General features: G+C 62.4%; 12 protein-coding genes. 3 read left to right on the top strand and 9 right to left on the bottom strand.

Annotated elements, in window-relative coordinates; translation table 11 throughout:
• Positions 1-59: 59 nt before the first annotated feature.
• The 6 genes from HU770_RS02225 to HU770_RS02250 all read right to left on the bottom strand — a co-directional run bounded on the left by HU770_RS02225 (position 60) and on the right by HU770_RS02250 (position 3880).
• A complete protein-coding gene (locus HU770_RS02225; RefSeq protein WP_186662970.1) occupies positions 60-470 on the bottom strand; it encodes a SufE family protein in 411 nt (136 codons plus the stop codon).
• Positions 467-1672: a cysteine desulfurase gene (locus HU770_RS02230; protein ID WP_186662971.1), complete on the bottom strand. Its 1206-nt coding sequence runs from the start codon at positions 1670-1672 to the stop codon at positions 467-469. The genes HU770_RS02225 and HU770_RS02230 overlap by 4 nt, the downstream gene beginning before the upstream one ends.
• Positions 1673-1750: 78 nt before the next feature.
• On the bottom strand, positions 1751-2785 hold the full coding sequence (dapD, locus tag HU770_RS02235; RefSeq protein ID WP_186654464.1) for a 2,3,4,5-tetrahydropyridine-2,6-dicarboxylate N-succinyltransferase: 1035 nt from the start codon (positions 2783-2785) through the stop codon (positions 1751-1753).
• A 42-nt stretch (positions 2786-2827) separates the two neighbouring features.
• Positions 2828-3175, bottom strand: coding sequence for an ArsC family reductase (locus HU770_RS02240; protein ID WP_077068598.1), 348 nt, complete (start codon positions 3173-3175; stop codon positions 2828-2830).
• Between the two features lie 118 nt (positions 3176-3293).
• The gene (graA, locus tag HU770_RS02245) at positions 3294-3593 is read right to left on the bottom strand and encodes a type II toxin-antitoxin system antitoxin GraA (RefSeq protein ID WP_186662972.1); all 300 of its coding nucleotides are present in this window, start codon (positions 3591-3593) and stop codon (positions 3294-3296) included.
• Between the two features lie 8 nt (positions 3594-3601).
• On the bottom strand, positions 3602-3880 hold the full coding sequence (locus HU770_RS02250) for a type II toxin-antitoxin system RelE/ParE family toxin (protein WP_186662973.1): 279 nt from the start codon (positions 3878-3880) through the stop codon (positions 3602-3604).
• A gap of 237 nt (positions 3881-4117) precedes the next feature.
• Here HU770_RS02250 and HU770_RS02255 point away from each other — a divergent pair, with 237 nt between their 5' ends.
• Positions 4118-5764, top strand: coding sequence for a Na+/H+ antiporter (locus HU770_RS02255; protein WP_186662974.1), 1647 nt, complete (start codon positions 4118-4120; stop codon positions 5762-5764).
• A 37-nt stretch (positions 5765-5801) separates the two neighbouring features.
• On the opposite strand, the gene dapC is transcribed toward HU770_RS02255, so the two are convergent.
• The 3 genes from dapC to map are packed head-to-tail and all read right to left on the bottom strand — an operon-like array spanning position 5802 to position 10543.
• Complete coding sequence (dapC, locus tag HU770_RS02260) at positions 5802-6998, bottom strand: succinyldiaminopimelate transaminase (RefSeq protein WP_033700888.1); 1197 nt, start codon at positions 6996-6998, stop codon at positions 5802-5804.
• A 22-nt stretch (positions 6999-7020) separates the two neighbouring features.
• Positions 7021-9723: a [protein-PII] uridylyltransferase gene (locus tag HU770_RS02265; protein ID WP_033700887.1), complete on the bottom strand. Its 2703-nt coding sequence runs from the start codon at positions 9721-9723 to the stop codon at positions 7021-7023.
• Between the two features lie 37 nt (positions 9724-9760).
• Positions 9761-10543 (bottom strand): type I methionyl aminopeptidase, encoded by a 783-nt coding sequence (gene map, locus HU770_RS02270; protein ID WP_033700886.1) that lies wholly within the window; start codon positions 10541-10543, stop codon positions 9761-9763.
• Positions 10544-10889: 346 nt separating this feature from the next.
• Between map and rpsB the strand changes: the two genes are divergently transcribed.
• Both rpsB and tsf read left to right on the top strand, forming a co-directional pair.
• Positions 10890-11627, top strand: a complete 738-nt coding sequence (rpsB, locus tag HU770_RS02275; protein WP_027595792.1) for a 30S ribosomal protein S2 — start codon at positions 10890-10892, stop codon at positions 11625-11627.
• A gap of 186 nt (positions 11628-11813) precedes the next feature.
• Positions 11814-12677: a translation elongation factor Ts gene (gene tsf, locus HU770_RS02280; RefSeq protein ID WP_033700885.1), complete on the top strand. Its 864-nt coding sequence runs from the start codon at positions 11814-11816 to the stop codon at positions 12675-12677.
• Positions 12678-12709: the final 32 nt, after the last annotated feature.

The raw sequence follows: 12709 nt of genomic DNA on the forward strand, positions 1-12709 counted from the left end.
TCATTGACGAGCGGGTTCTTGTGGGAGCGGGCTTGCCCCGCGAAGCATCCGACGCCGATTCAACTGACAGAAACCAGCTCGGCCATGCGCTGCAACACCGCATGTAGCCCATTGCTGCGCGAGGGTGACAGCTGCCGTTCTAGCCCTAGCTGGTTGAACCAGGCCCGCAGATCCAGGTCAGCCAGCTCGCTGCTGGCCAAGCCCTGCACCCGCACCAGCAGCAACGCCAGCAGCCCGCGCAACAACCGTGCATCGCTGCTGGCCTTGAACTGCCACTGGCCGTCATGCTGCTCAGCCACCAGCCACACCAGGCTTTCACAGCCATGCACGCGGTTGCGCTCGCATTTGTCCGCATCGCTCAGCGGCTCAAGCCGATCACCCCACTGCATCAGCAGCCGTGCACGTTGTTCCCAGCCACGGGCCTGTTCGAACTGTTCCAGTGCTTCGCGGGCAGGTGTCGGCACATTCATCGCAACAACTCCAGCCCTTGATCCAGCGCCTCGAAGAAGCGCTGCAGGTCATCGCTGTCGTTATACAGCCCCAGCGACACTCGAATCGCCCCCTCCAGCCCCAGCCCCTTGAGCAGCGGCATAGCGCAATGATGGCCGGCACGTACGGCGATGCCTTGTTCGGTCAGCAGGTGGGCGATGTCTGCGTTATGCACCCCCTCGATGACGAAGCTGGCCAACGCCGTCTGCGGTGCACCGAGCACCCGGATGCCATCGCGGTCGGCCAGGCCACGCAGCAAGTGCTGGTGCAAGCTGGACTCATGCCGTTCGACCGCATGGGCATCGAGGCTGGCCAGGTAATCGAGTGTCGCGCCCAGGCCGATAACACCTGCGATGGGCGGGGTTCCGGCTTCAAACCCCAGTGGCGCGGGGCGGAAGCTGGCACTCTGGTACTCGGCCAGTTGCACCATTTCACCGCCAAATTGCCAGTGACGCAGCAACGCCAGCGCCTGGCTGCGGCCGTAGAGCACGCCGACACCTTCCGGGCCGTACAGCTTGTGGCTGGAAAACACGTAGTAATCGCAGGCCAACTGCTGCACATCATGACGGCCGTGCACCACGCCTTGGGCGCCATCGACCACGGTCAGCGTGCCTTGGGCCCGGGCGTGGGCCAGCAAGGCTGGCAGCGGTTGCCAGGTGCCGAGCACGTTGGACAGCTGGCTGACCGCCAGTACCCGCGTGCGTGGCCCGATCAGTTGCAGTGCCTGGTCGAGGTCGATACGGCCCTGCACGTCCAGCGGCAGAATCACCAGGCGCAGGTTGCGTCGCCGGGCCAGCTGTTGCCAGGGCAGCAGGTTGGCATGGTGCTCCAGGGCGCTGACGGCGATTTCGTCGCCGGCTTCGAAGCGGTGTTCCAGGCCGTAGGCCAGCAGGTTCAAGGCCGAGGTGGCGCCGTGGGTGAAGATGATCTGCTGCGAGTCGGCGGCATTGAGCCAGGCGGCAACCTTGTCGCGGCTGGTTTCGAACGCTTGGGTCGCCAGTGCGCCGGGCAAGTGCTGGGCACGGTGCACGTTCGCCGCGCCATGGCCGTAGTAATGGCTCAGGGCATCGAGCAGGGCTTGCGGTTTCTGGCTGGTGGCGGCGCTGTCCAGGTAGGTCTGGTGCTGCCGTTGCAGGGCGTCGATGGCGGGGAAATCGGCACGCCAGGGGGAGGGCTGGAACATGTTCGCGGGGCCTGGAATGAAAAACGGGTCTGGCATTACGCCAGACCCGATCTTATCACTTCAAACCGTGGAAGGTTCTCAGTTATGGGCGTGCAGCGCCTCGTTCAGCTCGATGGCCGACTTGTGGGTCTTGCACTCCACAGCGCCGTTCAGCGAGTTGCGGCGGAACAGCAGGTCGGTCTGGCCGGCCAGGTCGCGGGCCTTGACCACTTTGACCAGCTCGTTGTGCTCGTCCAGCAGGTTCACCTTGGTGCCGGCAGTGATGTACAGGCCGGCTTCGACGGTGTTGCGGTCGCCCAGCGGGATGCCGATACCGGCGTTGGCGCCGATCAGGCAGCCTTCGCCAACCTTGATGACGATGTTGCCGCCGCCGGACAGGGTGCCCATGGTCGAGCAGCCGCCGCCCAGGTCCGAACCCTTGCCGACGAACACGCCTGCCGACACGCGGCCTTCGATCATGCCCGGGCCTTCGGTGCCGGCGTTAAAGTTGACGAAGCCTTCGTGCATGATGGTGGTGCCTTCGCCGATGTAGGCGCCCAGGCGCACACGGGCGGTGTCGGCGATGCGCACGCCGGCCGGGACCACGTAGTCGGTCATTTTCGGGAACTTGTCTACCGAGAACACTTCCAGCAGCTCGCCCTTCAGGCGCGCTTCCAGTTGCAGTTGGGCCAGCTCGGCCAGGTCGACGGCGCCCAGGTTGGTCCAGGCAACGTTCGGCAGCAGCGGGAAGATGCCGGCCAGGCTCACGCCGTGCGGCTTGACCAGGCGGTGCGACAGCAGGTGCAGCTTGAGGTAGGCCTCTGGGGTCGAGGTCAGCGCTGTGTCTTCGGCCAGCAAGGTGGCGACCAGCGGCTTGTGGCTTTCGGCCAGGCGGGTCAGCAGGGCGGCCTGGGCGGCATCGACACCTTTCACGGCTTCGGCCAGTTGCGCCGCTTGCCCGTTGCTGAACGCAATGGCCTGGTTACCGCCTTCGTAGCCCAGGATCGGGGCAACGGCGGCGATCAGGTCGGCGCTTGGGTTGACCAGAGGTTGGGCGTAGAAGACTTCCAGCCAGGTACCCTGGCGGTTCTGGGAGCCGACACCGAAGGCCAGGCTGAACAGAGTATTGGACATGTGATTACCTCGTGCGAAATAGGGTATTGAGCGGTGACGGGCTCAGGCCAGTGCGGCGGCGTACAGGTCCGGCTTGAAGCCGACCAATGTGCGCGTGCCAAGGTCGAGTACCGGACGCTTGATCATCGACGGCTGGGCCAGCATCAGTTCGACGGCCTTGGCTTGGTCAATGTCGGCCTTGCTGGCGTCGTCGAGCTTGCGGAAGGTGGTGCCGGCACGGTTGAGGATGACTTCCCAGCCGTGTTCGTCGCACCAGCGGTTCAGGCTGTCACGGTCGATGCCTTGGGTCTTGTAGTCGTGGAATTCGTAGCCGATGGCTTTGTCTTCGAGCCAGGTGCGCGCCTTTTTCATGGTGTCGCAGGCTTTGATGCCGTAGAGCGTGTAGGTCATTGTGTACATTGAGGCCACAGGCTGCCCCAATCTCTCCATTTTCGAATGTCAGTCGCGGGATTATGCGTGAACGATCCTCGCGGCGCCACGCCCGTGGCGCCCCTGATCAGGGTGTGTCTCAAGCGACCAGGCGCTGTACCGACCCGATGATCTCGTCGCCATGTCGCTGTTCGGCAGTTCGCAGATCAAAAGTACTCTGCAGGTTGAGCCAGAATTCAGGGGTGGTATCCAGGCAGATGGAAAGACGCAGCGCCATGTCGGCAGACACGCCGCCCCGTTCGCGCAGGATATTGTTGACAGTTGGCGTGGCGACGCCCAGCGCCCTTGCCAACGCGGCAGCACTGAAGCCCATTTCTTTCTGAAAGTCCTCACGCAGGACTTCACCGGGATGTATTGGACGCATACCGTTCTTGAGCATGATGCACCTCAATGGTAATCGACTATTTCAACGTTAACCGGACCGTTTTCGGTCCAGATAAAGCACAAGCGCCACTGGTCATTGACGCGAATACTGTGCTGGCCGTCCCGATTGCCGCTCAACGGATCGAGACGGTTGCCAGGTGGCGAGCGAAGGTCCCGCAGCGCTGCTGCGGCATCGAGCATGGCGAGTTTGCGCTCCACAACAGACTTGATATCCGACCATCGCTGCGTCTTTCCAGTGGTAAAGAGTGCTTCCGTGTCAGCACAACTGAAGCTTCGAATCATCGGGCTTAATGCTTAACGTTATTCGTTATGCATGAGTATACGTTTATACGGCATCATTTCAAGTCTGCGGGCGCGCATCGGCATCGATACGATAGCCAAGTATCATCATGTTACATATTCAGCCGCTACCTGCGACTATCGTGCAGCGGCCTCGTTTCAGCAGTCCCCGCTAACATAGTGTTTCGTGGCGATGTTTCGCCTTGTTTGAGTTCTGGTTCACAAAGGAAGCTTTAACGGATGCAGTCAGCCTATACCGTCCTCATCCTGCTGACGCTGGTAAGCGTGTCAAAACTGGTCGGCCGAATCATTCCGCTGCCGCTGCCCTTGGTGCAGATCGCCGCCGGTGCCTTGTTAGCCTGGCCGACCCTGGGCCTGCACGTGGCCCTTGACCCTGAACTGTTCCTTTTCCTGTTCCTGCCACCGCTGCTGTTTGCCGACGGCTGGCGCATTCCCAAGCGCGAGCTGTGGCGCATTCGTGGCCCAGTGGTGGCGCTGGCCGTGGGCCTGGTGCTGTTCACCGTGGTGGGCGCTGGTTACTTCATTCACTGGCTGCTGCCCAGCATCCCGCTGGCAGTCGCCTTCGCCCTGGCGGCCGTGCTGTCGCCGACCGATGCCGTGGCGGTCTCGGCCATCGCCCAGGACCGCTTGCCGACACCGCTGATGCACATGCTGCAGGGCGAAGCGTTGATGAACGATGCCTCGGGCCTGGTGACGTTCAAGTTTGCCCTGGCCGCAGCGATTACCGGGGTGTTCTCGTTGGCCGATGCCAGCTTCAGTTTCGTCCTGGTTGCCCTCGGCGGCCTGGCGGTCGGCGTTGCGCTGAGCTGGCTGATCGGCCGGCTGCGCACCTGGATGATCGCGCGGGGCTGGGACGACCCGGCTACGCACGTGGTGTTCATGCTGCTGCTGCCCTTTGCCGCTTACGTACTGGCCGAGCGCCTGGGTGTGTCCGGCATCCTCTCGGCGGTAGCTGCCGGCATGATGCAGAGCTGGCTCGACCTGCTGCCACGCCAGACCAGCACCCGCCTGCTCAACCGCAGCGTGTGGTCGTTGCTGGAGTTTGCCTTTAATGGCTTGATCTTCCTGCTGCTCGGCTTGCAGTTGCCGGACATCATCAAGGCCGTGGTGAGCCACGAGCCCACCGTGTGGCCGACCCTGGCCTGGCGCTGCCTGGATGTGCTGGCGATCTTTGCCGCGTTGATCCTGCTGCGGTTCATCTGGGTGCAGAGCATCTGGCGGGCCATCGGGGTGGTGCGCCGTTGGCGCGGCAAGCCGGCGTTGGTGCTGATGCCAACGGCGCGTTCCTGCTGGTTGCTGACCCTTGGTGGCGTACGCGGTGCGGTCACCTTGGCCGGTGTGATGTCGGTGCCGCTGCTGATGGGGGCGGGCAAGGCCTTCCCCGAGCGTGACCTGCTGATTTTCATTGCGGCCGGGGTGATCCTGTTGTCGCTGATCAGTGCCTGTATCGCCTTGCCGATCTTGCTGCGCGGTGTGACCAAAAGCCCCGACGAGCGCCTGCATCAGGAAGTACTGGAAGCCTGGCGACGTACCGCAGAGGCTGCGATTCATGCGCTGGAGGCGGAGGAGGTAATCGACGCCAATGCACCGCAGGATGCGGCCCAGGCGACCTTGGCAACCGAGCTCAAGGCGCGGCTGATGGCGGAGTACCGCGACGAGCTGAACAGTTACAACGACACGGCCGAGGCGCGGGCCCTGGCTGAGCAGATGGACTTGCTTGAGCGGCGTTTGCGCTTGCGTGCGCTGCGGGCGCAGCGTCTGGAGTTGTACAACCTGCATCGCCAGCACCTGGTGGGCGATGAGGTGGTGCGGCAGGTGCTGGGGGAGTTGGATATGAGCGAGGCGAACCTGGGGGCCATCAGGTAGGTAGCGAAAGGGGCGCCAAGCGCCCCCTTCAGCTCAATCAGCGATTCTGCAGGAACGCGCGAATTCGCTCAGCCGCCTCGATGCATTCGGCCAACGGCGCAACCAGCGCCATGCGCACCCGGCCAGCGCCTGGGTTGACGCCATCCACTTCACGCGACAGGTACGACCCGGGTACCACGGTCACATGCTCGGCTTCGAACAGGTCGCGGGTGAACGCAGCATCGCAGCCCGGTACCTTGGCCCACAGGTAGAAGCTGCCATCGGGCCGCTGCACATCCATCACCGGCTGCAGGATATCCAGCACGGCAGCGTACTTGGCCCGGTACTGGTCACGGTTGTCGCGCACATGCGCCTCATCCTGCCAGGCCGCGATGCTGGCCAGCTGGGTTTGCACGGGCATGGCGCAGCCGTGGTAGGTGCGGTACAGCAGGAAGGGTTTGATGATTTCGGCATCACCTGCCACGAAGCCCGAGCGCAGGCCAGGCAGGTTGGAGCGCTTGGACAGGCTGTGGAACACCACGCAACGCTTGAAGTCGCTGCGGCCAAGCTCGGCGCAGGCGCTGAGCAGGCCCGGGGGTGGCGCGTCTTCGTCGAAGTACAGCTCGCTGTAGCACTCGTCGGCGGCAATCACGAAATCGTGCTCGTCGGCCAAAGCGATCAGTTTCTTCAGGGTGTCCATCGGCACCAGCGCGCCAGTGGGGTTGCCCGGCGAGCACAGGAACAGGATCTGGCAACGCTGCCAGACATCCGCTGGCACGGCATCGAAGTCCGGGTTGAAACCGTTGTTTTCAAGGCACGGCAGGTAATGCGGGGTGGCACCTGCCAGCAGGGCCGCGCCTTCGTAGATCTGGTAGAACGGGTTCGGGCTGACCACCAGGCCATCATCGGCGCGGTTGACCACGGCCTGGGTGAAGGCGAACAGCGCTTCACGGGTGCCGTTGACCGGCAGGATGTGGCGGTCGGCATCCAGCCAGCCGGCCGGCACGCCGAAACGACGTTCGCACCACTGGCCGATGGCCTGGCGCAAGGCTGGCAGGCCGAGGGTGCTGGGGTACACCGCCAGCTTGTCGAGGTTGTCGGTCATGGCCTGGGCGACGAACGCTGGCGAGGCGTGCTTGGGCTCGCCGATCGACAGGGCGATGGCGCGTTTGTCCGCCGCAGGCTTTACGCTGCCCAGCAGGGCACGGAGTTTCTCGAACGGGTAGGGCTGAAGCTGGGTCAGGGCATGGTTCATCGGCGCAAGGTCTCGTCAATCGTTAAAAGGTCACGCGGGTAGGGCTGGCATCGCTCGCCTGGCCGGCCTGCAGCTGCTGCACGATAGCCTCCTGCAGGCGGCTGCACAGCTGCGGGTCGGACAGCGGCTGGTTGTCGGCGTCGGTGATGAAGAACACGTCTTCCACGCGCTCGCCAAGGGTGGCGATCTTGGCGTTCTGCAGCGACAGATCAAACTCCAGGAAGATGCGCCCGATCCTGGCCAGCAGGCCCGGGCGGTCGGGGGCGGTGATCTCGAGGATGGTCACCGGCCGCTGGGCATCGTTGAGGATAGTGACCTGCGGCGGGAAGTTGAAGTGCTTGAGCTGGCGCGGCACCCGGCGCTGAATGATCGTCGGATAGTCCTCGGGGTTGCGCAGCGCTTCGGTCAGGCCGTCGCGAATCTGTTTGACCCGCTGCGGGTTGTCGCCGATCGAGCCACCGTCGTTGTCGAGCACGATATAGGTGTCGAGGGTGAACTGGCTGCTCGAGGTGATGATCCGCGCGTCATGGATGTTCAGGTTGAGCTGCGACATGGCCGCCACGGTCACGGCGAAGAAGTCGTGTTGGTCGGGGGCATAGATGAAGATCTGCGTGCCGCCCTCGAACTCGCGCGAGGTGGTTTCCTTGATCAGCACCAGTGGCCCACCGTCAGCGGGCTGCTGGAGGATGGCGTCACTGTGCCAGGCCACGTCGGCAGCGGTGTGCTTGAGGAAGTAGTCGTCACCCAGTTGCGACCAGAGCTGCTCCACGTCGTCCGGGTCGGTGCCCTCGCGGATCAGGATGTCCAGTGCCGCGCTCTGGGTCTGGCGAATCTGCTCTTCACGGTCCAGCGGGTTTTCCAACCCACGGCGCAGCGCGCGCTTGGTTTCGGTGTAGAGCTGGCGCAGCAGGCTGGCACGCCAGGAGTTCCACAGGCTCGGGTTGGTGGCGTTGATGTCGGCCACGGTCAGCACGTAGAGGTAGTCCAGGCGGGTTTCGTCACCCACGTGCAAGGCGAAATCGTTGATCACCTGCGGGTCGGACAGGTCCTTGCGCTGGGCGGTGGTGGACATCACCAGGTGGTTCAGCACCAGCCAGACGATCAGGCGGCTGTCCCAGGCGGGCAACTGGTGGCGCTCGCAGAACGCTTGCGCGTCCACCGCGCCCAGCTCCGAATGGTCACCCTGGCGGCCCTTGCCGATGTCGTGGTAAAGCCCGGCCAGGTAGATAAGCTCGGGTTTGGGCAGGCGGCCCATGAGCTTGCTGGCCAGCGGGAATTTTTCGGAAACCGGCGTGTACTGCAGTTTGCGCAGGTGCTTGATCAGGTTGAGCGTGTGCGCATCGACCGTATAAATGTGGAACAGGTCATGCTGCATTTGCCCGACGATCAGGCCGAACTCCGGCAGGTAGCGGCCAAGAATGCCGTAGCGGTTCATCCGCCGCAGGTTGCGGTGGATGCCGATCTCGCACTTGAACAGCTCGATGAACAGGCTGGTGTTGCGGATATCGTGGCGGAACGTTTCGTCGATCAGGTGGCGGTGTTCGCGCAGCAGGCGCACGGTGTCGGCACGTACCCCTTTGATCTCCGGGTGCTGGGCCATCAGCACGAAAATTTCCAGCATGGCGAATGGTGTGCGCTTGAACACGTTCGGCTTGGTCGCTTCTATATAGCCGTCGTGCAGGCGGAAGCGCGCATTCAGCGGCTGAGTAGTGCCACTGTCCTCGTCGGCGAGGATGACTTCCTCGAAGTGCTGGATGATCAGGTCGCACAACTGGCTGATGCTCATCACCACCCGGTAGTACTGCTGCATGAACTGTTCAATCGCGCGCTTGGGGTTTTCGTCGCTGTAGCCCAGCAGCGCGGCGATGCTGCGCTGGTGATCGAACAGCAAGCGGTCTTCGGCGCGCCCGGCCAGCATGTGCAGGGCATAGCGCACTTTCCACAGGAAGTCCTGGGACGAGGCCAGCAGTTCGTTCTCGCTTTCCAGCAAGAAGCCTTCGCCTGCCAGTGCGTGCAGGTTCAGGGTGCCGTATTGGCGGCGGGCCACCCACAGCACGGTCTGGATGTCGCGCAGGCCACCGGGTGAACCCTTGACGTTGGGCTCAAGGTTGTACTCGGTGTCGTTGTACTTGTGGTGGCGGGCCTTGAGCTCGGCACGCTTGGCCAGGAAGAACTCCTTGCTCGGCCACATGTGCTCGGTGCTGGTAACTTCGAGCATGCGCTGGCGCAAGGCTTCGGGGCCGGCAATCGTGCGGCTTTCCATCATGTTGGTGATGACCGTGAGGTCCGCACGCGCCTGTTCGGCACATTCGTCGACGGTGCGCACGCTCTGGCCCACTTCCAGGCCGATGTCCCACAGCAGGGTAAGGAAGCGCTCGATGGCCTCGCGGTACTGCTCGTGCTCGGCGGCGCCCAGCAGGATCAGCAGGTCGATGTCCGAGTGCGGGTGCAGTTCACCGCGCCCGTAGCCGCCCACTGCGACCAGGGCGATACCGTGCTGGTCGCCCCAGTCGAACTGGTTCCAGGCCTGCTGCAGGATGTTGTCGACGAGCCAGGCGCGGTCCTCGATCAGCCGGCGGATCTCGCGGCCATCGCGAAAACGCTTGTCGAGCACCTCGCCAGCCTGGCGGATGGCTTTCTTGAAGGCGGTGATAGGGCTCGCCTTGAGGGCCAGTTCCGCCTGGAACTGGCCGCGGTCGAACAGCTCGGGATCCACCTGGGGCATTGCGTCGCGTTCCTGTCGTGGGGTGCCTGGCGCGGACTCAGGCCGAGGTGCGCGCGATGGTGTCGTCCTTGCGCAGGGTAAAGATCTCGTAGCCGGTAGCGGTCACCACCAGGGTGTGCTCCCACTGGGCCGAGAGCTTGCGGTCCTTGGTGATGGCGGTCCAGCCGTCGCCCAGCACCTTGGTGTCGGCCTTGCCCTGGTTGATCATCGGCTCGATGGTGAAGGTCATGCCTTCTTTGAGTTCCATGCCGGTGCCGGCGCGGCCGTAGTGAAGAATTTGCGGTTCTTCGTGGAACACCTTGCCGATGCCATGGCCACAGAATTCGCGCACCACCGAGAAGCCGTTCTTTTCAGCGTGCTTCTGGATCACTTCGCCGATGTCGCCCAGGCGGCAGCCAGGCTTGACCAGTTCGATGGCCTTGTACATGCATTCCTGGGTGACCTGGGACAGGCGCTCGGCCCACACGGGTACCTTGCCGACGTGGAACATGCGGCTGGTGTCGCCGTGATAGCCGTCCTTGATCACGGTGACGTCGATGTTCAGCGTGTCACCGTCCTTTAGTGGCTTGTCGTTGGGGATGCCGTGGCAGACCACATGGTTGATCGAGGTGCAGATCGACTTGGGGTAGCCCTTGTAGTTGAGCGGCGCCGGGATGGCCTGCTGGACGTTGACGATGTAGTCGTGGCACAGGCGGTCCAGTTCTTCGGTGGTGACACCGGGCTTGACGTGCGCTTCGATCATTTCCAGCACGTCGGCGGCCAGGCGGCCGGCGATGCGCATCTTCTCGATGTCTTCTGCGGTCTTGATGGTGACGGTCATTACAGGCTCTCTACGGCGCCGTGCACGGCGCGAACAAACGGGAAAGGCCGGATTCTAGCAGAGCAGGGCGGCAATCGGTCGGGATAAAGGCGGCCAAGCTGCTGTCTATAGAGGGCATTCTGGCCTGAAAGCCTGGGTGCTGCAAAAGCCGCTGACGGACGCAACAGTATTCGGGTTCCGTTCGCTCGCGGTCTGTGGTATAAAATGCGCCGCTTTCGGGGTAGACCCCGTTAGCCTTAAACCCACACACGTGTCGACACGATGACCTGGGTGCCCCGAATTGCAGAATTTGCGGGTTGGTCATTGGGATGCGTGGAGGCCCAACCCGACTTACCAAGGAACTATCATGTCCCAAGTCAACATGCGCGATATGCTGAAGGCCGGTGTGCACTTCGGTCACCAGACCCGTTACTGGAACCCGAAAATGGGCAAGTACATTTTCGGCGCGCGTAACAAGATCCACATCATCAACCTGGAAAAAACCCTGCCGATGTTCAACGAGGCTCTGGCCTTCGTAGAGCGCCTGGCCCAGGGCAAGAACAAGATCATGTTCGTCGGCACCAAGCGTTCCGCCGGCAAGATCGTCGCCGAGCAAGCTGCTCGTGCCGGTTCGCCATACGTTGACCACCGCTGGTTGGGCGGCATGCTGACCAACTACAAAACCATCCGTGCTTCGATCAAGCGTCTGCGCGACCTGGAAACTCAGGCCGAAGATGGCACCTTTGCCAAGCTGACCAAGAAAGAAGCCCTGATGCGTTCGCGCGATCTGGAAAAGCTGGACCGCAGCCTGGGTGGTATCAAGGACATGGGCGGCCTGCCTGATGCCCTGTTCGTGATCGACGTTGACCACGAGCGCATTGCTATCACCGAAGCCAACAAGCTGGGCATCCCGGTTATCGGCGTTGTCGATACCAACAGCAGCCCGGAAGGTGTTGACTACATCATCCCAGGTAACGATGACGCCATTCGCGCTATCGAGCTGTACATGACTTCGATGGCTGACGCCATCATCCGCGGCCGCAACAACGTTGCTGGCGGCACCGAAGTCTACGCTGAAGAAGCGGCTGCACCTGCTGCTGAGTAATTGACGCCTGGCGTCTACTTGGCACGCAAAAAGGGGGCTCTGCCCCCTTTTTGCCACCTTGAAATCCTGCTGTCAGCAACGGCCCCGCACTATGGGCCTGCTGAGACGAAAACAGCGGATTTGCAGAATTGAACGCCCGTGACGAGCGGGTGGAATGGTTGAAAAACTTTCCAAGAGGATTTTGAAATGGCAGAGATTACTGCGGCGCTGGTCAAAGAACTGCGCGAGCGTACCGGCGAAGGCATGATGGATTGCAAGAAGGCGCTGACCAAGGCCGGCGGCGACATCGAAAAAGCCATTGACGACATGCGTGCCTCCGGCGCCATCAAGGCTGCCAAAAAGGCTGGCAACGTTGCTGCTGAAGGCGCTATCGCCATCAAGGCCGACGAAAAGTCCGCCGTTCTGCTGGAAGTGAACTCGCAGACCGACTTCCTGGCCCTGCAAGACGACTTCAAGAACTTCGTTGCTGAAAGCGTCGAGCAAGCCTTCGCCGAGAAGCTGACCGATGCCGCTCCGCTGATCGCTTCCCGTGAAGCGGCTCGCGAAGCCCTGGTTGCCAAGGTTGGCGAGAACGTCAACATCCGTCGCCTGGTGCGCGTTGAAGGTGACGTTGTCGGTACCTACCTGCACGGCAACAAGATCGGTGTTGCTGTTGTGCTGAAGGGCGGCGACGTTCAACTGGCCAAAGAAATCGCCATGCACGTGGCTGCCAGCAACCCAGAGTTCCTGCTGCCATCGGAAGTCTCGGCTGAGGCTATCGAGCGTGAGAAGGCGGTCTTCCTGCAACTGAACGAAGACAAGATCAAAGGCAAGCCTGAGAACATCGTCGAGAACATGATCAAAGGCCGTATTTCCAAGTTCCTGGCCGAAGCCAGCCTGGTTGAACAGGCCTTCGTCATGAACCCGGAAATCAAAGTCGGCGAACTGGCCAAGAAAGCCGGCGCTGAAATCGTTTCCTTCACCTACTTCAAAGTAGGCGAAGGCATCGAGAAGCCGGTCGACAACTTCGCTGAAGAAGTTGCTGCTCAGCTGGCTGCTGCCAAGCAGTAAGACAGACCCGTCTGTCGCCCCAAAGAGGCTGC

Source organism: Pseudomonas sp. SWRI68 (assembly GCF_014269165.1).
In the GTDB taxonomy this organism is placed as follows: domain Bacteria; phylum Pseudomonadota; class Gammaproteobacteria; order Pseudomonadales; family Pseudomonadaceae; genus Aquipseudomonas; species Aquipseudomonas capeferrum.